The sequence below is a fragment of the Kouleothrix sp. 19917 genome, from assembly GCF_057073505.1.
In genome coordinates this window covers 22191-48422 of the sequence record NZ_CP097099.1, presented here as the reverse complement: position 1 = coordinate 48422, position 26232 = coordinate 22191, and the positions used below count along the sequence as shown (strand labels likewise).

Genomic DNA, 26232 nt, shown 5'->3' with positions numbered 1-26232 from the left:
GGGATGGAGCTTGGGAGATGGGGGTTGGCAATACTTCTTGCTCCCCTCTCTCATCGCATTGGCAGAAGGGTTGGGGATGAGGGCCGACAGCACTATAAAAGAATCATTCAGCCGCTTCAATGAGAAATAGCACAATGACACACAGCACACACACAAGCCCGGCGCAGATCGCCATTCGCCCCGCGCGCGCTGCCGACAGCACCGCAATCTTCGCCATGGTGAAAAACATCTGGGGCGGGCGCGACTACGTGCCCGAAGTGTGGGATTCGTGGCTGGCCGACGCGAGCGGGCCGCTGTTGGTTGGCGAGGTAGGCGGGCAGCCGGTGGCGCTGGCAAAAATATCGTCGCTCGGCCCCGGCGAAGACTGGTTTCATGGCATGCGGGTCGATCCGGCGCGGCGCGGGGCAGGCTACGCGCGCGCCATGGTCGAGCGCTGTGTTGCCATTTCGCGCCAGCGCGGGGCGCGCACGCTGCGCTACCTGACCGACGAGCAAAACAAGCCCATGCATCACCTTGCGGATGAATATGGCTTTGTGCTCGATTACCAGCCGTCGTGGTATGCCGCGCCACCGCGCCCGGGGCCGAGCCGAGCTGAAACACTCCTGCCCGCACACCGAGATCAGTTGCTGCGCGAGCTGGCAGCATCGCCGCTGCTGGCGCGCACTGCCGGCATGTATGCCTATGGCTGGCGCAACCTCGACCTTAGCCGCGAGCGGCTTGAGCGACACCTGGCGCGTGGCGAAGTGCGCGCGCTGGCGGGCGAGCCGGCCTGGGCGATTGTGACGCCGCGCGGGAGTGGCTGGGAAGTAGCGCACATTGAAGGTGAGCCGGGAGCAATGGTGCGCCTGTGCACCGATCTGCGCGGTACGGTGGAGGATTCTGCCAACGAGGAATACCTTATCGCGCTGCTGCCGCCCGACACAGCGGCAGCGCAGGCGCTCGCGCCGGCTGGCTTTGGCGCGCCAACCGACCCCATGCGCGTCTACACGCTGGCTTTCGCGCCCACGCCATAAAAGGCGCGCACCGCGTCGTCAAAGCTGCGGCGCTCGCCCAGCGCATCGACCAGCCACTCGGGCGTGACGCAGGTGTAGCCAAAGCGGTCGAAAAACTCAAAGAAGGAAAAGAAGCCGCCAAGCTCGGGCAGCACCGGCTTCGCCAGCAAGCCGCCCAGCTTCAGGCCGAAACGCGGCGCTGGCACAATCGTCACGCGCCGCCCGGTAATCGCCGCGATGCGCTTATATGCCTGCCGGTAATTCAGATCTTCCGGCCCGCCCACCGGCACAATCTGGTTCAGCGCCTCGCTGTGCTCAAGCGACACTGCCACCGCGCGCGCCACATCGCGCACCGCCACAAACGAGTGCGCGCCACGCCCGCTGCCCATGGTCATGCCAATGCCGGCGGTTTCAATAAAGCGTTTGAACGGCGCAAAACCATCGTCAAACGTTTCCTGAAAAGAAGAAGGGCGCACAATCGTGTAGGGCATCCCGCTGGCCTGCAACACCTGCTCGGCGGCAAACTTGTACGCCAGCTGGGGCACGAATGCCGCGCCCACATCCGCCCGCAGCGCCGACACAAACACAAAGCGCGGCACGCTCGCCGCGCGCGCAAGGTCAATCAGGCGCTGCGTCGCCGCGCCATCGATCTGGCGCATCGGGCTTTTGCGCTTCAGCGGGTCGCCCTGCGCGGTGGTTATCACCACGGGCGCATCGCGCAGCGCGCGCTTCACCGCCCGCGCATCGCGCATATCGCCGGCCTCCAGCGATACACCAAGCGCGCTGAGCTTCGCGGCATGGCGGCCACTGCGCACAAGCGCGCGCAGATTGTGCCCGCGCTGCACCAGCGCCTGGGCGATTGCGCCGCCCAGCAAGCCGGTGCCGCCAATCAGCAGAACTGTTGCCATAGGTCAACTACATTCATACAGCTCAGTTAAATACAAACCACGAAGACACGAAGGTACGAAGAGGATTTGATTCTGCAGTGCTAGAACAGCAATGCTGTGGACAATTCAAAACTTCGTGTCTTCGTACCTTCGTGGTTCAGGCGTTTTTCTTCCCTACGCTATAACAGGCCGCGCTACGTATGCACCAGCCGCTCGACCATTGTGCGCTGCGCGACTAGCTCCAGCCCGTCGTCGAGCGGGGCGAGTGTTGCGCCCGCACCATAACGCCGCTGGAGCGCGAGGCCGATCAGGTAATCGGCGAACTGCGGGTTTTTCGGCAGCAGCGAGCCATGCATATAGCAGCCAAAGGTGTTGCGATACACCGCGCCTTCGGTGCCATCCTCGCCATTGTTGCCGTTGCCCGCCAGCACGCGACCCATAGGGCGCACGCCCGCGCCGAGGTAGGTGCGCCCGCTGTGGTTTTCGAAGCCAACCAGGCGCGTTCCCGGCACAAGTGTGCTGGCCGCGCTCGGCCAGTCGCCAAGCTCGACGACAATGTTGCCGATCAGGCGCGCGCTGCCGCCAACCGTATGCACATCGATTGCGCCCACGCCCGGCAAGCGCTCGCCGGTGTGCGTCAGGAAGTAGTGGCCCAGCAGCTGATACCCGCCGCAGATCGACAGCAGCACCAGGTTATCGTCAATCGCTGCGCGCAGCTGCGGCCCCTGGTGGCGCACGAAATCGTCGGCAATCAGCGCCTGCCCGCTGTCCTGCCCGCCACCAAAAAAGGCCATGTCGATGCTCGGCCAGTCAATTTCCGCTGCAACATCCACCGGCACCAGCTCAAGCTCGATCCCGCGCCAGACACAGCGCTGCATCAGCGTCAAAATATTGCCCCGGTCGCCGTAGATATTCATCTGATCGGGGTAAAGATGCGCCAGGCGCAAACGATACGTCATACTTCCTCCGCGCAATTCGGGTGCGTGGCGCATTGTATCACGAACGCGCCAAGGCGGAGCGTACTGTGTGCCAAGGTTATGTCAAAACCCCAAAACCATGCACAGATTACGCAGAGTACACAGATTATTGAGCTCCATGTCTGCGTACTCTGCGTAATCTGTGGACAGATATTATTCAAGCGTCTTTACGCCAGGGTCGCCTAAGCGGATATTACGAGGGGTGGTACATCACATCCTGATGGAGAGGCTGCATAACGCATCAGAAGAGCGTGGAAGATGTTTCGAGAAGACTAACATCCTGCTCTCAGGAGTGAGCCGTGATTAAGAGGTTTGTACTATGAACCGGTGGAAACTGCTCAACGCGATTCCGCCCGAGTCGCTTGGCCTGATAGAGCGCATCGTCTGCTTGCTTAACCAGCGTCTCTGGCGTTTCATTACCCTGCCTGGTTGTGACACCAATACTGACTGTCACCGAAAGGGAGTCAATCATTGTTCGGTTGGCTATCGCAACGCAGAGCCGTTCGGCCAGCTCTGCTGCATCCGCAGGTTTCGTTACCTGCGCAATAACAATAAACTCCTCGCCACCCCAGCGCCCCAGCATATCGGGCACGCGCAGCTGCTCGCGCAGGTTCGAGGCCACCGCAATCAAAATCTCATCGCCAACATCGTGGCCAAAGGTATCGTTAATTTGCTTGAAATGATCGATGTCAATCAATAGCACCGCGAGGCAGGGGCTCGCGGCATAAATCTGTTGCATTCTCATCTGCAGCTCTTTTGAGCTGGCCCGACGGTTCAGCACTCCTGTCAGATAATCAATGTTAGCAACCTGCGTCATGATATCGGCATCGTTTCTTGCGGCAACGAACTGCGTTTTTAGCCAGGCAATGCCCACCAAAGTGGAAATATAGACCGGATGCGCCATAAGCATATTGATGAGTATCGGGTCATTATTGTTTGCAGCGAATGACGATGGCCCTGTCATAAGTTTGTAGCTGATCGATATGAGGATCGAAACATACATTACTATCGATGTCTTGACTGCACGTCGTGTTTCAAAGAACACAAACGCCGATGTATACACAAGCGGGAACCATTGAGGGATCGTAGCCACATCATAATAAACTTGGTCGGACTGCTCTTCGAAAATCATCCTCTGAACATGGATAGTAATGTAGCCTGCCAGCACATAGAAGGCTAATTGCCCAACAGGTGTTACGAGCCTGGGCCGCAATTGAATTGTTACAAGGCAACAGGAAAACATGACCACCATAATTGGATAGGCAATCGCGTCGAACGTGATCAAGCGATCCGTAAAACTCTCAAAGATCCAAATCAGCAGAACGGCAGTGGTGCCGATAGAGAGGAGGATTTTCAACACACGGAGTTGAAACGGCTGAAGAGCAAGCTCTTCCTGCTGTAAAGGTATTTTTTGCGTCATGGCATTCATCAGGTTTTGGATCAACTGATGCGACAAAAGTATATTGCGGTACAAAATAAGTATACCAGCCAAAGGGTACCTATGCGCTACCGCTCGGTAGGTTTACGCCCGAGGCCTTCTCAATCGCTTCCCTTGTGGCGGCTTTTATAGCAGTTTGCAGTCGGCAGGACGCAGTAGGCAGTTAAATTTTCCGCTCTACAACGCCTTCTCTTCAGCATATGAGTGTTTAATTGTTCTGCAAACCGCTATAGGCTTCGTCATAAAAGGAAAATCATGCCCGAGCGCACGCACGTCGACATTGGCGGGCGGCGGCTTGCCTACCAGAGCATGGGCGCGGGCGCACCTGCCGTTGTGTTCGAAGGTGGCAGCGAGCGCGCGGGAATTCCTGCCCGGCGAGCACTATGGCGCGATGCCGCTGGTCGTTATTACCGCAGGGATCGGCGAGTGGGACGAAAGCTTCCCGCCCAAAGTGGCGCGGGCGCAGGAAGCAGCGTGGATGCGCGCACAGCAGGAAATGCTGCGGCTCTCAGCGGCGAGCCGGCAGATCATTGCGGCAGAAAGCAATCACAGCATTCAGGATTGCCAGCCCGGTCTGGCCGTCGCTGTGGTGCGTGAGCTTGTGGAAGGGATGCGAGGCTGAATACGAACCAAAACGAATAACCACGAAGGCACGAAGACACGAAGGCGTTCCTTTGTGTTTTCGTGCCTTCATACTCTGGAAAATGCGTTTTTGTATACAACAGGCAAGCTTCCAGGAAGCAATTCTGGCTATCAGATTGAAGTAAAACTGGCTTGAGCTTCCTGGAAGCTGAGTACAAGGAAATTTATTTTCCAGAGCATTTCGCGCGTCTGCCAAAGAAAGACGTTTTACGCCTCCACTGCCAGCAGCGGCGGCGCGGCCTCAGTTGCCGGGCCGAACTGCTCGTCGAGCCAGGCATGAATGCTCGGGTAGAGCAGCGCAATACCCGTATCATCCCGCAGGCGCCCATTGCTCATGCGCGCCGACAGCGCAGCCATCCCCACCACCGACAGATCCATACCCGCTGCCAGCGCGCCTTCAACCGAATAGGCCCGTGGTGGCAGCATGCCCAGGCGCTGGTGCACCGCGCCATAGAAATCGGCGGCACGGGTTGGCTCGTTGTCGCACACGTTATAGATCGCGCCGGGCTGGCCATTGTGCGCTAAACGCTGCAAAACGTCCAGCAGATCGTCAATGTGAATATGCGTGAGGAAATTGCGGCCATCGCCGATCAGGGTGGCCGTGCCGGTGCGCACCATATCGACGAAATCGCGCCCGGGGCCGTAGATCGTGCCAATGCGCAGAAGAATCGCGGGGAACTGGTGCGCGCGCACCAGCTGAAGGATCGCCTGTTCGGCCTCGGCCATGGTTTCGCCAAGCGGGAAATTCGGCGCTGCCGGCGTATCTTCGTTCACCCAGGCGTCGCCGTGGCTGCCGTAGGGCGCGGCATTGCCAGCGAAGATATAGGCACGCACCGAGCGCGCCCGCGAGCTGGCCGCGATCAGGTTGCGATTGCCATCCACAAAGACCCTGCGCAGCGAGCCGTTTGCCAGCACCGAGCGCGACGTAAGGTTATACACTACCTCCACATCGCGCGCGACGCCCACCAGGCTCTCGGGCTGAGTAAGGTCGCCTTCCCACACCGCCATGCCCTGCGCGGCCAGGCGCTGCACAACCTCGCGATCGGGATCGCGCACCAGCCCGCGCACGGCGTGGCCCTGCTGCAACAAGCGCGCAGCTAAACGCGCGCCTACATACCCGGCAGCACCCGCAACAAGAAAGCGACCCATAGTCCACCTCGTTTATGTTGGCAGGGAACTGGCGTTGGAAGGCCAGCACACGCACAAAACCGCCGCGCGACGGGAGTACGTGTATCCTGCTGTACGATCTCGCTGTTCCTCCTGGCGGCGGCGGTATCTGGTCGGCTGGGACCGAATGTTCATGTGCGAAGGTTGTGCCATTGTACCATCTCTTGGCGGGCTTGACTAGCCCATGTCGTTGGCGGAATTTACACCGTTTATCCCAAACTTATCCCAACTTATCCCAACTTATCCCACATGATTTCCCCATCCCAACGCAGAAAAGAACAAATGTTCGCATACCCAAAGTGTCAAGCGTTTTTTCGGCGTGCTGGCAAAGATTGTTCGCGAGCGCCCAAAATATTTGACGCGCGCTCTGTTCGCCCGTACAATTGTTTCACTTTCGCCCCGCGCAGCCGCGCCCAGAACATACAACAATGATCAAAATGCTCCACCTTGCCGATTTGCACATCGGCATGGAAAACTATGGCCGCGTCGACCCAGCCACCGGCATGCACACGCGCCTGCTCGACTACCTGGCGCGCCTCGACGAGGCAATCGACGTCGGGCTGGAAGCGGATGTCGACCTGGTGCTGATTGCCGGCGACGTGTATAAGAACCGCACGCCCAACCCCACCCACCAGCGCGAGTTTGCGCGGCGCATTCGCCGCCTGCGGCAGGCCGGCCTGCCGGTTGTCATTCTGATCGGCAACCACGACGTTTCGCCGGCGGCCGGTCGCGCCCACTCGATAGAGATCTTCGACACACTTGCCGTTGAAGGCGTGACAATTGCCGACCGCGCCAAGCTGCACGAGATCGACACGCGCGCCGGCCCGGTGCAGCTGATTGCGCTGCCGTGGGTCACGCGCCACAGCCTGCTCACGAAAGACGAACTGCGGCTGGCCTCGCTGCTGGAAGTCGAAACCATGTTGCTCCAGCGCATCGAGACCTTTCTGCGCACCACCGCCGAGCGGCTCGATCCGTCCATCCCTACGGTGCTGGCCGCCCACGGCACCATCGACGGCGCAACTCTTGGCGCCGAGCGGCAGATCATGCTTGGCAAGGATCTGATTCTGCCGCGCAGCTTTGTCGCCCTGCCCGGCATCGATTATGTTGCAATGGGTCACATTCACAAGCACCAGACGCTGGGTGAACATCCCCCAATCGTCTATGCTGGCAGCATCGAGCGGATCGACTTTGGCGAGGAGCGCGAAGACAAGGGCTGCGTGATTGTTGAGCTGGAGCGCGGGGAGACACGCTGGCAGTTTCACAAGCTCGCCGCGCGCCCATTCGTCACCGTCGATGTGGATGTGCGCAACAGCCCCGACCCGCAGGCGCGCGTGCTCACCGCAATCGAGCGGCAGCAGCTTGCCGACGCCGTGGTGCGCGTGCAGATCAAGGCGCTGCCCGATCAGGCCGGCCTGCTGCGCGTCGACGATATTCAGCAGCAGCTTGAGGCGGCGGGTGTCTTTCAGGTCGCCGCTGTCGCCACCGACATCGAGCGCGCCAATCGCGGGCGGCTCGCCAGCGGCGACGAGAATATTCTGGATGGGCTGACGCCACGCAAGGCGCTGGAGCTCTACCTGCGCGCAAAGGACACGCCCGAGGATCGGATTGCGGCGCTGCTTGATGCCGCCGAGGAATTATTTGCCGAGCAAAGCGACGGTGCGAGCGCCTAAGCTACTGTAGCAGTCGGCAGGAGGCAGAAGGCCGTTCCATTGCTCGCCCTACCAACTGCTTCTCGCCGGTTTCTGAATAGTCAATGGTTCTGCAAACCGCTGTAATATCATTCGAGTGAAGGTCATTCCTCGTTACTGAGACGAAGGACGAAAGACGAATGACCAATTTGGCTTTGTCCTTTGTCAAAACCAGCAACAAATTTCCGAAGCGCTGTACCAGTTGCAGCCAGCAAAAAAAAGACGCGAGAGCACTTTGCCCTCGCGTCTTTTGTTGTTTGAGAAATCGATGCTAGCGCTTTTTCGCGCCAGCCGCCAGCACCTGCGTGCGGCGCTCGCGCCACAGCATGTTGCCACCCACGCCAGCAATGAAAACCCCAACCAGCGCGTTCAGGGTCATGGTGTACAGCACCGGGATGCCCTGCGTCGGGCTGCGCCACTCGGGCGTCAGCAGCGCCACAAGCTGCACAATCGTGATGAACAGCGAAAGCGCCAGGCCAAAGCGCACCATAAAGCGCGCCAGCGCATCGTGAATGGTGCTCACGCCGCGCATCGTCATCACAAACCAGGCCACAAGCAGCACAATCGACGCACCGCCATAGATCAGCGTTGCGGGCGAGTTCAGGAAGCCCGAGACCACCCAAAAGTTAAGCATCAGCCAGGCCAGAAAGGTCAGCACACTGATGATCACCAGCTGGGGGAGTGCTTTGCGCTCCTCAGGGGTACTTACAGCCAGCAGGCCATACGCCAGCGAGAGGAGATACAGCGCCGCTGTCACAACTATTTTGCTCACGCTCTGAGTTGGCAGCTCACCGATCAGCGGCACGCCTGCGGCCACCGCATCAGTATCGGCCAGGCTGAGATCGCCATTGAGTGGGAACACAGTCCACACAAAGAAAATGAGCGTATATACAACCGCACACACCAGAAACAGGATCAGGTCGCGGCGCTCGAAGCGAAAGAATTCACGCATACACTTGCCCTATAAAAGGACTCGCCCCGTTGCGTTTTCAGGCGCTGGCAGCGGCCCTGCGATAGATACGCGTACGAAATGCCAGCCGGGCGCGGCGCCATATGACCCGCGCCCGACAATACGATCATCACTGTGCCGGCGCAGCGGTCGGGCTTTCCGGGCCGCTGGTAGGCTGCGTTGCCGGCTCGGTGGTGCCAGGTGTGCTGCCACCACTTGCGTCCGCCGGAAGCGGCTGGCCGTCGGTACCAATCGCCGGCAGCGTCGTGCCGCCATCGCGGTCGTGCGTGCTCAGGAAGGCCAGCAGATCGCTCACCTGCGCATCCGTCAGCGACGGGAAGGCTGGCATTGCCGCGATGACATACGGGCCAAAGCCACCAGCCGGCTCGATCGCCTGGCTCTGGAAGGCCGCGCCGCCCTTCTTGATCCACTCGATCCAGTTTTCCGCAGTAACGTCTTTGCCATTTGGCAATTTCTTGCCATAGGCCGCCGTGCCATCGGGGCCAAACAAGCCACCCAGGCCCGGGGCTGGCACGCCGCTGTCTTTCGAGTTCAGGTTGTGGCAGCTCTGGCAGTTGGCGCTGAAGATCGCCTGGCCGCGACCGGCCGGGGTATCGGGCGCGCCAGCCGAGGCCGCAGCCTGCACAGCCTGCTTGTAGGCGGCTGCTGCCGACGCTGCATCGGCGCTAATGTTCGGCGAGGTGCTGCCCTCAGGGCCCCACCAGCTCGACACATACGCAGCGATATTACTGATCTGATCATCGCGCAGCGGGCCACCCAGGCGCGCGCTCCAGCGCGGCATGGCCGTGCCACGCACACCCGAGGTAATAGTCGCCTCGACGAAGTTGCGCACCGTGCCATACTTGGCGGTGATGCCCGTCGCGCCGTCGAGGCGGTCGCCCAGCGTATTGGGCAGGTTGTTAATCTGTGGGGCGCCATTCGCCACGCCGCCTTCACCGGTCAGGCCGTGGCAGTTTGCGCAGTACTGCTCGTAGTCGCGGGCGCCGCGCGACACCAGCTGGCCGTTAAAGCGCTCCTCGCGAGCCGCCAGAACATAGTTCTCGCGCACCCAGATATAGCCGAGCAGCAGCGTGGCGGCGAGCAGGAACACCGTCGCAATCGTCAAATTACGCGTCATTGTTCGTATCCACTATCCAGGGCGCGCCGGCCACGTGGCCGGCGCGCACGCTATTGCTACTGCCGGACGTTATCTTTGGCATTGCTCAGGAAGCGCACCGCCGGAACCTGCTGCTTGCCATCGACGGTGATCACCAGCGTGATCTTTTCGAGCGTGACCTGGCCTTCCTGGTTGAGCTGCCAGGGCTCGACCGTCAGCGTGGCATCGCCACCCTGCGCGGCAAAGGGCTTGTCAAGCTCTTTCCAGCGGGCCACGTCCGCGCTGAATTCTTCAAACATCGCTTTCGATTCAGGCGTCAGCGATGCCTCGTCGCAGTTCACAAACGAATTGGTGAATGAGTCGAAGGTACATGCGGAAGTCGGCAGCTGCTCGAAGGGTACTTCGTCGGCCTTGCCTTCGCCTTCGCCCGGCACCCACTCAAACACCAGCTCGCTCGTGGCGGTTTCCTGAATACCATACGACGGCAGGCCGGCATAGGTCAGGAAGCCAATCAGCACGGTCGCAACCACAAAGCCAGCCAGCGCGACCTTGCGATCCTTGAACTTGCGGCTCGGGTTGCGGTCGATGTAGGGCAGCAGGAACAAGCCGCCAAACATCACACCCGCCAGCAGCAAGCCAAAGAAGAACTTGTCGCCCACCTTCAGCATGCCCTGGAGCCACAGGAAGTACCATGGCGCCTTGGTGTGCTGCGGCGTCACGAATGCGTTGGCGTGGCCTTCCAGCGTCGCGTTCCAGAAGAACTGGTTGATCGCGATCAGGCCAAAGGTCAGGAAGGCAATCGCCGCCACTTCCAGGTACACCTGGTCGGGCAAGAACGGGATCTTGCGCTTGGTGGGCGGCATGTTGTCGAACAGCTCGTGGATGGGCGAGATTTCCTGCTTGCGCACGGCGTAGTAGTGAATGCTAATCAGCGCAATCGCAACGCCCGGCAGCAGGAAGATATGCAGCAGGTAGAAGCGCAGCAGCGTCTGCCCGCCAACATCCACCGCGCCGCGCAGCAGCTTGTTGATCGCATCGCCAAGACCCGGCGTGGCGTCAGCCATCGAGCTGCCGATTGTCACCGCCCAGTAGGCCAGCTGGTCCCAGGGCAGCAGGTAGCCGCTGAACGAGAGCACCAGCGTCACCAGCAGCAGGATCATGCCCGTCACCCAGATGAACTGGCGCGGCGCTTTATAGGAAGCAGTGATGTAGGTGCGCACCATGTGCAGCGTCACAATCGCGACCATAAGGTGCGCGCCGAGACGGTGGACATTGCGCATCAGGTTGCCCAGCGGCACGTCGGTCATGATCTTCACCATGCTCGGGTAGGCCTCGCTGGCCGACGGCACGTAGAAGATCATAAGGACAAGGCCGGTGATTGCCTCGACCATGAAGAGGAAGAAGCTAAACCAGCCCAGGCCTACAGTGTAGTACCAGGCGGTGGCTTCTTCGGGCAGCGCGCGCGGGCGAATGTGGTACCAGAAGCTATTGTTATGGACCCGCATGCGCGGGTTGGGGCGGGGGGCCGGTTCGCCGCGCAGCACGGAACGCCAATCGGCCGCGCCCATGCTCGGGAAGAACGATCGCCCCACTTCGCTGACCCAAGCCATCAGTCGTCGCATCCCGCTGGGCCGCTCGACCTGCTGTGTGGCCATACTGTGGTTGCTCCCTCTAGATCATGTAGTGATTTCAACGCTGAGCCGAGGCGCTGGCCGCCTCGGTGCGGAACCGCCAATATGCAGAGTTACCGCTATGCGTGCGACAGGCCAGTCACCTTCTGGCCAGTGTTAACGACAATCACGTCATTGGTGATCTTGACGCGGAACTGGTCGAGGTTACGGGGCGCGGGGCCACGCACATACTGCGTGTCGCGCTCGTAGGTCGAGCCGTGGCAGGGGCAGATGAAACGCTTTTCCGAGGCAATATACGGCACCAGGCAGCCCAGGTGCACGCACACCTGGTAAATCGCCATAATGCCCTCGGCATTCACGCTGCCGTCCTCGTCTTCCGCTGGCTGGATGGTTGCGTCGGGGGCAACTTTCACCACAAAGAATTTGCCGTCGGCCACCGGGAAGGGATCGTCGGTGTCTTTAAACTCGCTGGCCTTTTTGTCGAGGGTGAACTTACCGCCGAACGTACCCGCCTTGATACGCGGGTAGGCAAAACCACCAGCCACCGGGTAGGTGCGTTCGCCAGTGCTCGCGTCTTCGGCGGCAGTGAACTTGAGCAACGGCCCCAGCAGCGGGTCGGCGGCTGGATCGGGCGATGTGATAAAGAGAAGGCTGCCGGCGGTCAGCAACGCGGCCGAGCCGGCCATTGCGATCGCCAGCACTTCGCGCCGGTTGACCCCCGGGCCCTTGGGCTTTGCCGCCGTGCCTGGCTTCTGCACACCCGATTTTGCGGCAATTGCATCCGCATCGGCCTGTGAGATCACCCGCCGGCCAGCGTTGCGCTGTTCTGCCATGCGTGTCTCCCTCTAGCGGCGTCCCACGACGCCAGATGATCGAGCAATCTGTCTTGTTTCCAAGTTGCTGTGAGTAGATCGTGCGCCATTCGGCAGCGTGCCCAAAACTCGGGCCACCTGTTTCAGGACGCCAATAAAGTGATTTCTTCGCATTCTAATGGGGCAATTCAAGCCTTGTGTATTGTAGCACAATCTCCCAAGAGCGTCAATTTATGGTCAAAATGCGCAAAACCACCCATCCATCGTGATCTTAGGCGGCGGTTTCCCCTACTTCCAGATAGTACATCGATGGGTAGCGCTCGTCCTGAGTAGCAGGATAGCTAAAGACTTGCCCGAGGTAGGAAAGGGCGGTGTAGCGGTTGCAGGCGTGGCAGGCATAGATGTCGTAGTGATGGCGCGCGCTGGCCGGGTTGCCAACGGTGGCATTGATCTCTTCTGGCTCGATCAGGTCGCCGCGCCCGCACCACGCGCAGGCCACCGGGTAGACCAGCACATACACCGGGCTGCGAAAGGCGCGCGGGTAGTCGAGCGCTTTATAGATAAAGCTCTGGTTGCCCCACCGGGCTGTGGCAGTAAGCTTGGCGCAGAGTGTGCAGCGATAGATCGCATGGTCGAAATCGACCTGCGGGTTTGCGACTTTGACATCGAAATCTATCAGTTCCAGCGCTTCTTCCGCGCCACACCAGCTGCACGCCGGCTCAGTTTCGGCCGCCATACGGCACTCCTTTGTGGCCAGGGCCACTCTTCTGCGCCCCCGGCAACGCGGGCTTTATTATAACACGGCGCAACCGGCTGCGTACTACCGAGCAATGTAAATCGTTATTTCATAGTACGCAGCCGCTTGACAGGGTAGATAGTCTGTGCTAGACTACCGCTGCCCACATTTAGGCCATATTATCCTGGCACTACACAAGATGTGGAACGTTTATGGGTATTCGCACAACTTCATCATGTCGTGGCCCCGTCTGCCTCGATTCGCTTGCTTGACTTAACGCAAGATTTACTTTACATACTATTTGCGCATTCACCAGTTCACCAACCTGACGGCGGGCCGCCGCCGACGCAGTTTGGTGCTTTTTTTGCCCTCCGCGCAACCGCGTTGTTTCGCGAGCCACCGTGGCTCTTAGCATAACTAAAGGAGTAGGTCCATGTCTGTGCTGGATCAGCAACCGGCGGTGCTTTCCGACATTGCCCTGACCGTCCTGAAGAAGCGCTACCTGATTAAGGACGACCAGGGGCGCGTGGCCGAGACACCCGAAACCATGTTCCGCCGCGTTGCCGATACGCTGGCCGAGGTCGATGCCCGCTACGGCGCCGATCCCGCAGCGGTGCGCGCCCGCTCCGAACAGTTCTACCACCTGATGACGCAGGGCTTCTTCGAGCCGAACAGCCCAACACTTATGAACGCCGGCCGCCCGCTCGGCCAGCTTTCGGCCTGCTTTGTGCTGCCCGTGGAAGACGACCTGAGCGGCATCTACGAGACACTCAAGCACCAGGCGCTAATTCACCAGAGCGGTGGCGGCACTGGCTTCAGCTTCTCGCGCCTGCGCCCGCGCAACGACGTAGTACGCTCGACGATGGGCGTGGCGTCGGGGCCAGTCAGCTTCATGGATGTGTACAACCACTCGACCGAGGCGATCAAGCAGGGCGGCACGCGGCGCGGCGCCAACATGGGCATCCTGCGCGTCGATCACCCCGACATTCTGGAGTTCATTACCGTCAAGCAGGACCTGAGCAAGGTCACGAACTTCAATATTTCGGTTGGCATCACCGATGTGTTTATGGAAGCGGTGCGCAACAACACCGACTATGATCTGATCAGCCCGCGCACTGGCGAGGTGTATGTTGCCAATCGCGAGGGCCTGAAGCACCCCGCCACGGGCGAAGTGCTGGTGGCGAAGGGCGAAGCCTGCCGCCTGCCGGCGCGCATGGTGTTCGACCTGATTGTGCAGTGCGCGCACGCCACTGGCGAGCCCGGCCTGTTCTTTATCGACCAGGCGAACAAGTACAACCCGGTGCCAGCGCTGGGCGAGTACGAAGCCACCAACCCCTGCGTTACAGCCGACAGCTGGGTGCTCACCGCCAGTGGCCCGCGCCAGGTGCGCGAGCTGGTGGGGCGTCCGTTCGAGGCAGTGGTGAATGGCGCGGCCCACGCCGCCGACCCACGCGGCTTTTGGTCCACTGGCGTGAAGACCGTGTACGAGCTGCAAACCAGCAGCGGCCACTCGCTGCGCCTGACGGGCAACCACCCGGTGCTGCGGGTTGTTTCGCAAAACCGCGACGCGGAAACGACCGAGTGGGTCGAGGCCGCGCAGCTCCAGCCGGGCGATCAGATCAAGCTGCAGAATCATCGCGATTTTGTGGGATGGGACGGAACCGGCAGCGATGCGCAAGGCTGGCTGCTGGGCCTGCTGGTTGGCGATGGCACCTTTGCCGACGAGCGCGCCGTGCTTTCGTTCTGGGGCGCAAGTGCCGACTACATGGCGCAGCGCGCGCTTGGCACGCTGAAAGAAACGCTGAAATCCCGCTCGGATCTGGGCATCTCGCGCATCGAAGAGCGCGACGAGCTGCGCCTGCGCTCGGCCGCCCTGCGCGATCTGGCCGCCGCTTTTGGTATCGAGCAAGGCAGGAAGACCATTTCGGACGCAATCGAGCGCGCTTCGAGCGCCTTTGCGCAGGGCTTCCTGCGCGGCCTGTTCGACGCCGACGGCACCGTGCTGGATGGCGGCGAAAAAGGTCTTTCGGTGCGGCTCGCGCAATCCGACCTGGCGCTGCTTGAGCGCGCGCAGCGCATGCTGCTGCGGCTGGGCATCAACGCCACGCTGTACCAGAATCGCCGGCCGGCTGGCACGAGCGTGCTGCCCGATGGGCGCAGCGGCCAGCGCGAGTATGCCACGCAGGGGCAGCACGAGCTGGCGATCAGCAAAGACAACCTGCTGGCCTTTACCTCGCTGGTTGGCTTCACACACCCCGAAAAGGCGCAGGCGCTGAGCGCCGGCATTGCGGCGCGCACGATCCGCGGGCCATATCGCGAGCGCTTTGTGGCCGAGGTTGCGGCGCTGGTGGAAGTTGGCAGCGAGGAAGTGTTCGACTGCGCGGTGCCGGGCGTGAATGCCTTCGACGCCAATGGCTTTGTGGTGCACAACTGCGGCGAGCAGCCTTTGCTGGCCTACGATGTCTGCAACCTGGGTTCGATCAACCTCGGCAAGTTCGTCGACGAGGCTGGCGCGATTGACTGGGACGGCCTGCGCGAGGTGGTGCACCAGAGCACGCGCCTGCTCGATAATGTGATCGACGCCAACCACTACCCGCTGCCGCAGATCGCCGACCTGTCGCAGCGCATCCGCCGGATTGGCCTGGGTGTGATGGGCTGGGCCGACATGCTGATCCGCCTGGGCGTGCCCTACAACTCCGCCGAGGGCGTTGAGCTGGGGCGCAAGGTGATGGAATTTGTCGATGAGGAAAGCAAGGTCGCGTCCGAGCAGATTGCCGCCGAGCGCGGTGCGTTCCCCGAGTGGGAGCGCAGCATCTGGGGGCCGGATGCCACCTGCGCCCGCGACAAGGACGGCAATCGCATCCGCCCCGAGCGCAAGCTGCGCAACTGCAACGTCACCACCGTCGCGCCAACCGGCACGATCTCCATGATCGCGGGCTGCTCGTCGGGCATCGAGCCGATCTTCGCGGTGGCCTTCTGGCGCTACCAGGCCGAAGCGCGCATGCTCGACATCAACCCCGATTTCGTGGCTCGCGCCCAACGCGAGGGCTGGTATTCAGAAGCGCTGATGGCCAGCATTGCCGACAGCGGCCACATCCACCACGACGGTGTGCCAGCCGGTGTGCAGCGCGCCTTTGTGACCGCGCACGACATTCAGCCCGACTGGCATGTGCGCATGCAGGGCGCGTTCCAGCAGCACACCGACAGCGCGATTTCGAAGACGATCAACTTCAGCTACGAGGCCACGCCCGAGCAGGTGCGCGAAGCCTACGAGCTGGCGTTTAGCCTGGGCTGCAAGGGCATCACGGTCTACCGCGACGGTTCGCGCGCCAACCAGGTGCTTTCCACCGGCACCACCGCCGACCCGAACGCCAAGCCCGCCGAGGCCGCGCCCGTGGCCGAGCCCGTGGCAGTCGCGCCAGTGGCGGTTGTTGCCGCCGAGCCGCAGCCGATCAAGCCGCGCGCCGTGCCCGATGGCCTGCCCAGCCATTCCTACCAGGTGGTGACACCGCTTGGCAAGCTGCGGCTGTTCGTCACCGAGCACGATCACGAGCCGTTTGAGGTCTTTGCAATTATCGGGCGGGCCGGCAGCGACGTGATGGCCTTCACCGAGGCGATTGGCCGCCTGCTTTCGCTGGCGCTGCGCTGCGGCATCCCCGTGAAGCTGCTGGCCGAGCAGCTGCGCGGCATTGGCGGTTCGCGCTCGGCGGGCTTTGGCCCGGCCCGCGTGCGCTCGGTGCCCGACGCAATTGGCAAGATCCTGCAAGATCATTACGTCAACCGGCATGCCGGCCACGCCAGCGAAAACGGCAATGGCTACGCAAATGGCAATGGCAACGGCCATAGCGACGGTAATGGCGCGGGCTATGACGCGGCAGCGCCGGCCTCGTTCGCGGCGCTGGCCGAGGTGACCGAGCCGCTGACCGCTGGCGAGATCTGCCCCGACTGCCAGAACGCTACGCTGATGAATGAGGAAGGTTGCCGGAAGTGCCACTCGTGCGGCTATGCCGAGTGCTAAGGAGCGAGAGTTGGGGGATGGGAGATGGGAGATGGAGGTTGGCTTGGCCTTACGATGCCAGACAAGCTGCTTTCACCCGCGAACCGCTGCCAATAATCGCAGCTTAGGGTAAAACGATTAAGCCACAGAGAACACCGAGATCACTGAGCAGGAAACCAAACTCCGTGTCATCTGTGGACTCTGTGGCTCATCTGCTCGTCGCTGCAAGAAAATAGCTTCCCAAGAAACGGCCTGCGCGAAACGAGGGAGCAATGCCAGAAACCGAGAAAAAACCCGGCCCAAGCTGTCCGCCCGCCCCGCGCGACGACACAGAATGCCCGCAGTGCCGCGCCACCATGCGACTCTGGGCAGGCTTTTACCGCTGTGCCAACTGCGGCTACAAAGAAAGCTGCTGTTTTCGGCACAGGCATTAGGCGGCCCACAACCGGCCACCAACGCGCAGCGCGGCAGAGGAAACTCTGCCGCGCTGCTGTTTCGGTTTTCGGCTTGGCGCTAGGCTGCCGCGCGCGTGCTTTCAAAGGCTTCGCGCAGCTGCTCGGCTTTGGCCAGCAGCTCCTGCCGCTCGTGGACGAGCATGGCATTCGTTGCGGTGTCGCGCCATTCGCCATATTCGGTCCAGGCCCACTGCCCGGCTTCAGTGCTGATCCAGCGTGGTGCTTTCGGTGCTTCGTTGATGAGTTTCATATTTCCACCTTAACGGATTGTCTTCACATCTACACTTCACAGTATACAACAGGTTTGTGACAAATTTCTATAAGTCTCAAGACGGTTTTGTGACAAAAGGATCATTTGCGCCGAAACGCGAACGGTATCACCACTACAGTCGATGGCACAAAAAAGCACCACGCGCCGGGCCACATGGGCAAGGCGCGTGGTGCATAGCCGAAATAAACTGAAGTTTAAGCTGCTACATCAAAGTGCAAAATGCGAAGCACTAATCGCAAATCGCAAATCGTCAATCGTAAATATGCTAGCGCCCCCTGAAACCCAGCACCACCGGCACAGTCAGCAGCACAATCCGCAGATCCATCAGCAGGCTGACGTGTTTGACGTAGTACAGGTCGTACTGCAGCTTGATCAGCGAATCTTCCATGCTCGCGCCATAGCGGTAGCACACCTGCGCCCAGCCAGTCAGGCCCGGCTTGAGCGCGTGGCGTGCCCGGTAGAAGGGAATATCGCGGGCGAGCTGGTTGACGAACTCAGGGCGCTCGGGGCGCGGGCCGATCAGGCTCATGTCGCCGCGCAGGATGTTCCAGAACTGCGGCAGCTCGTCGATGCGGGTTTTGCGCAGCAGCTGGCCCACCGGCGTAATGCGCGGGTCGTTCTCGCTGGCCCACACCGCGCCGAAACGCTCGGCGTTCACCACCATGGAGCGGAACTTCAGCACGCGAAAGATGCGCCCGCCCTCGCCAACCCGCTCCTGCGCGTAGAACAGCGGGCCTGGCGACGAAAACCGGTTCGCCAGCCACACCAGCGGCACCGCCAGCGCCAGCGCAACGCAGCCCAGCAGGCTCGCGCCAATATCAAGCGCGCGCCGCGCCATGAGGTAAAGCCGGTAGGTCGCCGTCTGGTTGAGCGGCATGGCCATGTCGAGCGAGCTGCCCAGCTGCTGCACCGGCACGCGCCCGGTGGCGTTTTCGTAGACAGTGCCGGCAGTGGTGATTGAAATGCCAAGCTCGCAGCTTTCCAGAATCGTATCGAACAGCTCGGTCCAGAGCATATCGTAGCGGCGGCGGCGCGGGCGCTCGCGCGACTGCTCGAAATGCATCAGCGCACCAACGATTTCGTCGCTCAGCACCAGCTCGTGCGGGCGGTAGCGCCGGATCAGCTCGCCCAGTTCGTGGATGTTCCCCAGCTGCGGAATGCTGCCCCCACTCTGCCCTTCGCCATCGGGCACTACGCCCAGGAACAGGTAGCCAAACAAATGGCCCGAAAAGCGGCCGGCCGAATGGCCTTCAATCAGGCGGATCAGGTGATGCATTGAGTGGCCCGAGCCGATCAGCAGCACGCGATGATGCATACCCGACTGCACCAGAAACTGCGTATAGATCACCCGCCACGCTGCGATGGCGCTCACGCACAGCATCGGGAAGGCCAGCATATCGCGCCGTGAATCGGGCAGATCGGGGGTGATGTAGGGCACTGCCAGGTACACCAGCGACGTGAGCAGGGCTGTGATGCCTGCGCGGCCAGCCGAGCGTTTGAGCTGCGCCGCCACGGAAAGCGTGTAGATTTGCAGGGTTGTGGCGATCAGCATCCACAGAAGAACCAGGATGAGCAGCCACAAGCCAATTTCCCAGATGGTATACACCGAAAGCAGAAATTCGCTGCGCAGCATCAGCGCCCCAAAAAAGGCTGCGGACAACAGTATCATGTCGACGCTGATCAGCAGCAGCTTGCGCTCGGAGAAGTTGAGCGACATGCTGTGCTTCAAGCGCGCAGACGACGGTGTGCTGCGGGCATCCGAAACGAGTGGATGAATTGATTCCATAGCAACCTCGGTTGTTGATTATGGGTTTGTGCGTTGCACGACAAAAGGGGAAACGGCAAGCACAGGAAACAAGCGCTGTGGCAATTCCACAGACGCCAGTGCTTGTGCGAAAGGTGAATGAGTGGGGTTCAGAAACGCGGCGATAGCGAAGCAGCGTGCTTGTGCTGGGCGAACGCGCTCAGCTTCGCTCTAGCGTTGCGCTTCGGGTTTTTCTGCCTGCTAGCGCCCGCCCGCCAGAGTTCGCGAACGCGCCGCAGGCACGCGCTGAAGCGCAGCTTCGTACACGCCCTCGATCTGCTGCACCATAGTGGCCACCGAGCAAAGCTGGCGCGCATGCGCCTGGCCTTGCGCCGCCAGCCGCGCCGCCAGCGGCGGGTCGTTCAGCAGGCGCAGCATATTTTCGGCCAGCAGGTTGGGGCGGCGCGGCGGCACGAGCAGGCCCGTCACACCGTCGATCACCAGTTCGGGCGTACCATTAACATGCGTAGCAGCTACCGCACACTGCGCCAGCAAGGCTTCGGCAAGTGCGCGGCTCAGGCCTTCCCACAGCGAAGACGCCACAAAAAGATCGATCACCTGAAGCAGCGCGGGCACATCGGCCCGAGCGCCAAGCAGGCGCATCGCCGGCATGTCGTGGCAAGCCTGGGTAACGGCATCGCGCAGCGGGCCATCGCCTACTATCACAAATTGCGCATCGGGGCGTTGTGCGCCAGCCAGCCGCGCCGCTTCCACAAAATCGAGCGGCGCTTTTTGTGCGCACAGCCGGCCAACTGTTCCAACAATCGGCCGCGCTGGGTCGAGGCCAAGCTCGGCACAGATCGCACTGCGCTCTGCCTTGCGATCAAATGGCGCCGTATCAATGCCGTTATAGATCGTCGTGAGCTTGGCGGCAGGCACCAGGTGCTGCTGCACAAGCTCACGCGCATTATCGGCGCACACGGCCAGCACGCGGCTCGAATAGCGGGCAGAAAGCCATTCGATGGCCTGGTAGGCGCGCTGCACTGGCACGGGCATGGTGGTGTTCCAGGCAAATCCGTGCACGGTATGCACAATCGCCGGCACGCCCGCCAGCGCCGCCGCCAGCCGCCCCAGCGCGCCAGCCTTGGAGCTGTGTGTGTGTACCACGTGGTACCGCTCGCGGCGCATCAGCGCGACAAGCTGGCCCAGGGCGCGGGCGTCGCTGGCAGGTGCAAGCGGGTGGCGCAGCGCCGGGATGGGGAAAAAGGCGCGGGCTGCGGCGCGCGCGCGACCTTGCCATTCCAGCTCGTCGGTGCCTGCGGCAATATCCACCGCAAAGCGCCCGCGATCCAGCCCCTGTACGGCATGGAGCAGGTAATCCTGCGCGCCGCCCACGCCCATGTGCGTGATCAAATGGAGAACGCGATAGGTCATGCCATTCCTGCAACTTCCTGCACAAAGCTGCCGCTCAGTGTCGGCGCGCTGCCCCAGTGCTCGAGCCAGGCCTGGAACATCAGCACATCCCACAGGTAAAAGCCATTGTTTCGCCGGCCGCTCTGATGCTCGTCCCAGGCGGCACGAATGGGCGTGGCGTGGAAGAAGCCTTCGTCGCGCAGGCGCCTGGTGTCGAGCAGCGCCTCGCCCCAGGCGCGCAGTGGGCCGCGCAGCCACTCGTCCAGCGGCACCGCAAAGCCCATCTTGGGCCGGTCGATCAGCTGGCGCGGCACGTAGCGGTTCAGCACCTGCCGCAAAATCCACTTGCGCTCGCCATTGCGCACTTTCAGCCCCAGCGGCAGCCGCCACGCAAACTCCACCACCCGATGATCGAGCAGCGGCACGCGCGCTTCCAGGCTCACCGCCATGCTGGCCCGGTCGAGCTTGGTCAGGATGTCGTCGGGCAGGTAGGTCAGCGTGTCGTTCAGCATCATGCGGGCAAAGAAATCGGGCAGTGGTGTGCCACGCGCCGCTTCCTGCTCGCGCCCGCCGATCACCACGGCGGCCGGGTCTTTCCATTGCGACTGAACGTAGTGATACACTTGGTCTGGTGTGCTAATTGCGCGCATCTGGGCCAGGCGGCGGCTGCCCAGCGCGGGCGCGCGCAGGCGCGATTGCGATTGCAGGGCGGCGGCGCTGCCACCCAGCACGGCGCGCAGCTGGCGCGGGATCCAGCCCAGGCGCTGCCAGATTCGTTCGGCGCGGAAGTAACGCTCGTAGCCGGCAAACAGCTCGTCGCCGCCGTCGCCCGAAAGCGAAACTGTGACATGGCGGCGCGTCAGCTCCGAAACCAGAAAGGTTGGGATTTGCGATGGATCGGCGAAAGGCTCGTCGTACATGGTGGGCAGGCGCGGAATCACGGCCTGGGCGTGCGCGGCGTTCAGATACAGCTCGGTATGCTCGGTGCCCAGGTGCGCTGCAACGGCGCGTGCATACTTCGCCTCGTCATACTCGGCTTCATGAAAGCCAATACTGAACGTTTTCACCGGCTGGGCGCTTTGCGCTTGCATCAGCGACACCACGGTAGAAGAATCTATTCCGCCGGAAAGAAATGCGCCCACCGGCACGTCGGCAATCATGCGCAGGCGCACGGCCTCGCGCAGCAGCACATCCAGCTGCTCGATCGCGTCGGCATCGCTGCCACGAAACGGGTCGGCCAGGCCGCGCGCCGCCACCTGCGCCGCCGACCAGAAGGCGCGTGGCTGGGGCTCGCGCTCGCTGGCGCTGAAGGTGACCAGCGAGCCGGGGCGAAGCTGGCTGATGCCGCGGTAGATCGTCGCGGGCGAAAGCACGTAGCCATAGCGCAGGTAGCTCGTCAGCGCGTCGCGATTGACTTCTACCTGAAAGGCCGGGTGCGCCCGCAGCGCCTTCAGCTCCGAGCCGAACAGCAGCGTGCCGCCCATCCAGCCGTAGTACAGCGGCTTGATGCCCAGGCGGTCGCGCAGCAGCGTCAGCGCGCGCTCGGCCCGATCCCACAGCGCAATCGCGAACATGCCAACAAAACGCTGCACGGCGCGCTCGACACCCCATTGCTCGAACGCGGCCAGCATCACCTCGGTGTCGGAATGGCCGCGAAAGCCGTGGCCCAGCGCTTCCAGCTCGGCGCGCAGCTCGGCGAAGTTATACACCTCGCCATTAAACAGCATGACATAGCGCCCGCTGGCCGAATGCATGGGCTGGTGCCCCTCGGCGCTCAGGTCAACAATCGCCAGGCGCCGAAAGCTCAGCCCAATGCCGGCCTGCGGGTCATCCCAAATCCCCTCATCGTCGGGGCCACGGTGCGCCAGGGTGGCAGCCATCTGCCTGACGGTCAGCGCGCCCTCGCACGAGCGCGACGCAGTGGGTTCAAAAAATCCAGCCCATCCACACATAGATGCTTTCCTCGCTATACTGGGCGATCAACGGGACTGGCCAGCTCAGAGCGCGCGAACGTGGGGCGCTCGGTCGTGTGTCTGCCGGGCCAGCCGCATACATCGTCGTAGATGGATGCGTACAGTCCTGAAATATGCTGAATTCGGTATTCGCGAACAGCGCGCTGGCGGGCCAACTGGCCGAGCGCGGCGAGTGTGGCCGGGCCAGCCGCCAATAGCTGGTGCAGCCCCCGCGCAAACGCTGCCGGGTCGCGCGCAGGCACCGCCAGCCCAGCCGGGCCAACCAGCCGCGCGCTGTCGCCAACCTCTGTCACCACGCACGGCACGCCACACGCCAGCGCCTCGATCAGCGCCAGCGACAGCGCCTCGCCAAACACCGAGCTTGAGCAGGCCAGATCGAGCGCGGCCGTCAGGCGCGGCACGTCACGGCGCTCGCCAAGCAGCAGCACGCGCCCGGTCAGGCCCGCCGCGTCAACCAGCGCGCGCAGCGTTGCATTCTCTGGGCCGGTATCGCGGCCAGCCAGCAGCACACGCAAATCGGGGTGGGCGCGCGCGGCCAGCGACGCCGCCTGCAAAAACGTTGCGTGATCTTTCTGCGGGTGAAAGCGCGCAATCAGGCCGATCAGCGGCGCGTCGGGTGGCACGCCCAGCCCGGCGCGCACAGCAGCGCGTTCATCCGGCACGAGCGGCTGAAACAGATCGGTGTCGATGCCATTTGGGATGACCACCCCCGCCGCCGCGCGGTAGCCCAGGCGCTCGTGCTGGGCGCGGCTGACATGCGACACATAGAAAATGCGCGCCGGCACACGCGCAAGCAGCGCGCCGCCCGCGATCAGCGCGCCAGTCAGCGGCTTCTCGTTCCGCAGCGCATAGATCGAGTGGTGGATGCTCCAGCACACCGGCGCAGGCCAGGCGCTGCGCGCCGCCACCGCCGCAATATTGCCGTGGTACATCCAGCCTTGCAGCAGGTCGGGCGCGCTGTCGCGCACCAGGGCGCGCAGTCGCGCCAGCGCCCGTGGCGTGGGCTGGCTCGGTTCCATGCCCACCGACAGCACCGGAATGCCCAGGCGCTCGATTGGCGCGCGCCAGTGCTCGGGTTCGCGCAGCGAAACGACGGTGGGCGCAAAGCGCGCCCGATCGAGGTGCGCCAGCAGGTTAAACAGCATGCTTTCGGCGCCGCCGGTCTGCAAGCCGGTTGTGACAAACGTAATGCGCAGTGGTGTCATGCAAGCAGTTCCTCAAGCCGCGCTTCAGTGGCGGCGGCAAGCTGTTCGATGCTAAAGTGCTCGGCAATGCGCGCCCGCCCGCGCAAGCCCGCCTGCTCGCGCTCGGCCGCCGGCATGTCCACCAAACGCAGCCACGCCTGTGCCAGCGCGGCCGCGTCGTTCGGCGGCACCACCTGCGCGGCCTCGCCCACCACCCAAGCCGAATCGCCAGCGTCGCTGACGACACAGGGCACGCCGCACGCCATCGCCTCGCCAACGGTATTGGCAAAACCTTCGCCATAGCGCGAGGCCAGCGTGGCAATGTCGAGCGCGTTATGGGCGGCACGCGGCGCATCGGTCGCGCCGGCCCAGGTCAGCCGTCCATCCAGGCCGAGCGCGCTCGCCATACGCCGCAGTTCCTGCGCATACGCTTCTGGCCCCGCGCCAACACACACAAAATGCACCTGCGGCCGCTGCGCCGCCAGGCGGGCGGCGGCTTCCAGAAAGGTTGCGTGCCCTTTCATCGGGTCGAGCCGCGACACCTGCCCGATCAGGGTCGTGCCGGGCGGGATGCCCCAGCGCGCGCGCTGTGCCGCGCCAGCCGCCCGGTCGGGCGTGAAACGCGCAACGTCAATGCCGTTCGGCACGACAACCATGGCGCGGCCGGCATAGCCGTGGCTGGCGTGGTAGCGCAGGCCGGCGTGCGAGTTGGCGATGATCAGGTCGGGCCAGCGCGAGAGCCACGCGCCAGCGCGAAACATCGCGCCAACCAGCCAGTTGTAGTTGCGCATGTCGAGGTCGGAAACGCGCAGCCCCCACACCACGCGCGCGCCCAGCAGCTTGCCAAGCAGCAGGCACAGCTCGTTTGCCATGCTCATGTAGCCGTGCACAATTGCCGGGCGCTCATGCCAGGCCAGGCGCAACAGCCGCGCAGCAAAGGGCAGCACGTCCCAGCGCCCGCGCTTGCCCAGCGACACCACGCGCACCGCCGGGTCGCGCGCAAGCTCGGCGCGCAGCTCGCCGCCGTCGTAGAAAGTCGCCACCGTGACGCGGAAGCGCCCCTTGTCGAGCGTGCGCGCCAGCGCGATCAGCTGGCGTTGCGCACCACCATAATCGAGCGAGCGGATCAGGAACAGCACCGGGGTGGCGGCACGTTCACGCGCCTGCGCCGCTGCTGCCGGTTCATCCAGCATTGTTCTGCGGTACATATTTTTCCTGTGCGCGCACTTGCCGCGCGGCACGCCACAGATCGCGGCGATACACAAGCCAGCCCAATGGCAGGGTTGCCGCCCAAAGCATCCGCGCAAGCGGGTGGCGCATCCGGGCGCTCTGCGCGCGCGGCCCCATCCCTTTGTGAAACGCAAAGCGGCTATAGTGTGCCGCCGAGCGAATAAATTCCGCGGGGGCCTGGCGAAACCACGCAATATCGTGATTCAGCACCGATTCGTGCCAGTTGCTATTGCGGTGGGCAGCAGTTGCAGGCGCCGCGCGCGTCAGCTGACCATCGTGGACCCAGAAAGTATGCAAGATTTCGTTGATATAGCGCGTGCGGTAGCGTTTGCCCACTGCGCGCCAAACATGCCCTTCCACGCCATATTCGCCATTGGGCAGCCGTTCGTGCGGGAAATCGCGCGTGGCAGCAAGGCGCTGGCAGCCCCATTTTTCGCCGCCAATCTGGTAGTGATAGCGCATCTCGCAATATTCCGAGTCGATCACAGCCTGCGGCAGGGGTGGGCCATGCGGTCGCCCGTTCTGGTCGGCACACAGCGCGGTGATAGTGGAGTATTGTTCGCGTTCGCTGGCTGGGATACTGTTCCAGTGGAACAAAAAGCGCTCGAGCGCATTCGGCGCGCAGGCATCATCCGAGGCGATCTCAACCATATATGTGCCATGCGCCTCCTGCAGGGCCAGGTTGTACGAGGTTGGGTAGCCCTCGTCGCGCTTGTAGATGTAGCGAATCGGGAAATCGGCCTCGCTGCTCCAGCGCTCCATCAGCTGCGGCGTGCCATCTTTCGATTCATTGTCGATCACCAGCCACTCGAAATCGCGCAAGGTCTGCCGGCGCAAACTCTCGTACACGCGGTCGATCATGTGCGCGCGATTATGTGTGGGGGTGAAGACGGTGAACGTTGGTTGTGCTTGTGTTTCCATTGCTGCGG

Annotated in this window: 20 protein-coding genes; 4 read left to right on the top strand and 16 right to left on the bottom strand. The window is 62.5% G+C overall.

All coding sequences use genetic code 11. The features are described 5' to 3' along the window. The first annotated feature begins 134 nt into the window (after nucleotides 1-134). On the top strand, nucleotides 135-1013 hold the full coding sequence (locus M1P90_RS00195) for a GNAT family N-acetyltransferase (protein ID WP_483700571.1): 879 nt from the start codon (nucleotides 135-137) through the stop codon (nucleotides 1011-1013). Here M1P90_RS00195 and M1P90_RS00190 read toward each other — a convergent pair. The 3 genes from M1P90_RS00190 to M1P90_RS00180 all read right to left on the bottom strand — a co-directional run bounded on the left by M1P90_RS00190 (nucleotide 983) and on the right by M1P90_RS00180 (nucleotide 4285). After that, complete coding sequence (locus M1P90_RS00190) at nucleotides 983-1900, bottom strand: SDR family oxidoreductase (RefSeq protein WP_483700570.1); 918 nt, start codon at nucleotides 1898-1900, stop codon at nucleotides 983-985. The two genes, M1P90_RS00195 and M1P90_RS00190, sit on opposite strands and share 31 nt — an antisense overlap. A 173-nt stretch (nucleotides 1901-2073) precedes the next feature. Further along, nucleotides 2074-2838 (bottom strand): type 1 glutamine amidotransferase, encoded by a 765-nt coding sequence (locus tag M1P90_RS00185; protein WP_483700569.1) that lies wholly within the window; start codon nucleotides 2836-2838, stop codon nucleotides 2074-2076. Between the two features lie 304 nt (nucleotides 2839-3142). Continuing rightward, the gene (locus M1P90_RS00180; protein WP_483700568.1) at nucleotides 3143-4285 is read right to left on the bottom strand and encodes a GGDEF domain-containing protein; all 1143 of its coding nucleotides are present in this window, start codon (nucleotides 4283-4285) and stop codon (nucleotides 3143-3145) included. A gap of 352 nt (nucleotides 4286-4637) precedes the next feature. On the opposite strand from M1P90_RS00180, the gene M1P90_RS00175 reads away from it, so the two are divergent. Next, nucleotides 4638-4916 (top strand): hypothetical protein, encoded by a 279-nt coding sequence (locus tag M1P90_RS00175; protein ID WP_483700567.1) that lies wholly within the window; start codon nucleotides 4638-4640, stop codon nucleotides 4914-4916. Nucleotides 4917-5143: 227 nt separating this feature from the next. On the opposite strand, the gene M1P90_RS00170 is transcribed toward M1P90_RS00175, so the two are convergent. After that, nucleotides 5144-6085 (bottom strand): NAD-dependent epimerase/dehydratase family protein, encoded by a 942-nt coding sequence (locus M1P90_RS00170; RefSeq protein ID WP_483700566.1) that lies wholly within the window; start codon nucleotides 6083-6085, stop codon nucleotides 5144-5146. Between the two features lie 446 nt (nucleotides 6086-6531). On the opposite strand from M1P90_RS00170, the gene M1P90_RS00165 reads away from it, so the two are divergent. Next, entirely contained in the window at nucleotides 6532-7773 is a 1242-nt protein-coding gene (locus M1P90_RS00165; protein ID WP_483700565.1) for a metallophosphoesterase family protein, read from the top strand. Between the two features lie 289 nt (nucleotides 7774-8062). On the opposite strand, the gene M1P90_RS00160 is transcribed toward M1P90_RS00165, so the two are convergent. From M1P90_RS00160 to M1P90_RS00140, 5 genes are all read right to left on the bottom strand, one after another. Beyond that, nucleotides 8063-8743 carry a hypothetical protein gene (locus M1P90_RS00160; RefSeq protein WP_483700564.1) on the bottom strand — a complete coding sequence of 227 codons (681 nt, stop codon included), beginning with the start codon at nucleotides 8741-8743 and terminating at the stop codon, nucleotides 8063-8065. Between the two features lie 127 nt (nucleotides 8744-8870). Further along, nucleotides 8871-9878: a cytochrome c gene (locus M1P90_RS00155; protein ID WP_483700563.1), complete on the bottom strand. Its 1008-nt coding sequence runs from the start codon at nucleotides 9876-9878 to the stop codon at nucleotides 8871-8873. Nucleotides 9879-9934: 56 nt separating this feature from the next. Beyond that, nucleotides 9935-11512, bottom strand: coding sequence for a cytochrome b (locus tag M1P90_RS00150; protein WP_483700562.1), 1578 nt, complete (start codon nucleotides 11510-11512; stop codon nucleotides 9935-9937). A gap of 95 nt (nucleotides 11513-11607) precedes the next feature. Next, the gene (locus M1P90_RS00145; RefSeq protein WP_483700561.1) at nucleotides 11608-12321 is read right to left on the bottom strand and encodes a QcrA and Rieske domain-containing protein; all 714 of its coding nucleotides are present in this window, start codon (nucleotides 12319-12321) and stop codon (nucleotides 11608-11610) included. Between the two features lie 250 nt (nucleotides 12322-12571). Further along, on the bottom strand, nucleotides 12572-13036 hold the full coding sequence (locus M1P90_RS00140; RefSeq protein WP_483700560.1) for a hypothetical protein: 465 nt from the start codon (nucleotides 13034-13036) through the stop codon (nucleotides 12572-12574). A gap of 433 nt (nucleotides 13037-13469) precedes the next feature. On the opposite strand from M1P90_RS00140, the gene M1P90_RS00135 reads away from it, so the two are divergent. Next, a complete protein-coding gene (locus M1P90_RS00135; RefSeq protein ID WP_483700559.1) occupies nucleotides 13470-17054 on the top strand; it encodes a ribonucleotide reductase N-terminal alpha domain-containing protein in 3585 nt (1194 codons plus the stop codon). 492 nt (nucleotides 17055-17546) lie between these two features. On the opposite strand, the gene M1P90_RS00130 is transcribed toward M1P90_RS00135, so the two are convergent. The 7 genes from M1P90_RS00130 to M1P90_RS00100 form a co-directional block, all read right to left on the bottom strand. Further along, nucleotides 17547-17738, bottom strand: a complete 192-nt coding sequence (locus M1P90_RS00130) for a hypothetical protein (protein ID WP_483700558.1) — start codon at nucleotides 17736-17738, stop codon at nucleotides 17547-17549. 286 nt (nucleotides 17739-18024) lie between these two features. Continuing rightward, nucleotides 18025-19545, bottom strand: a complete 1521-nt coding sequence (locus tag M1P90_RS00125; RefSeq protein ID WP_483700557.1) for a sugar transferase — start codon at nucleotides 19543-19545, stop codon at nucleotides 18025-18027. A 219-nt stretch (nucleotides 19546-19764) separates the two neighbouring features. Beyond that, nucleotides 19765-20937, bottom strand: a complete 1173-nt coding sequence (locus M1P90_RS00120) for a glycosyltransferase (RefSeq protein ID WP_483700556.1) — start codon at nucleotides 20935-20937, stop codon at nucleotides 19765-19767. Then, entirely contained in the window at nucleotides 20934-22868 is a 1935-nt protein-coding gene (gene asnB, locus M1P90_RS00115) for an asparagine synthase (glutamine-hydrolyzing) (protein ID WP_483700555.1), read from the bottom strand. Before asnB ends, M1P90_RS00120 begins: the two co-directional genes overlap by 4 nt. Nucleotides 22869-22882: 14 nt before the next feature. After that, the gene (locus tag M1P90_RS00110) at nucleotides 22883-24094 is read right to left on the bottom strand and encodes a glycosyltransferase (protein ID WP_483700554.1); all 1212 of its coding nucleotides are present in this window, start codon (nucleotides 24092-24094) and stop codon (nucleotides 22883-22885) included. Continuing rightward, nucleotides 24091-25281, bottom strand: coding sequence for a glycosyltransferase (locus tag M1P90_RS00105; protein WP_483700553.1), 1191 nt, complete (start codon nucleotides 25279-25281; stop codon nucleotides 24091-24093). Before M1P90_RS00105 ends, M1P90_RS00110 begins: the two co-directional genes overlap by 4 nt. Beyond that, nucleotides 25256-26224 (bottom strand): glycosyltransferase family 2 protein, encoded by a 969-nt coding sequence (locus M1P90_RS00100; RefSeq protein ID WP_483700552.1) that lies wholly within the window; start codon nucleotides 26222-26224, stop codon nucleotides 25256-25258. The genes M1P90_RS00105 and M1P90_RS00100 overlap by 26 nt, the downstream gene beginning before the upstream one ends. Between the last annotated feature and the right edge of the window lie 8 nt (nucleotides 26225-26232).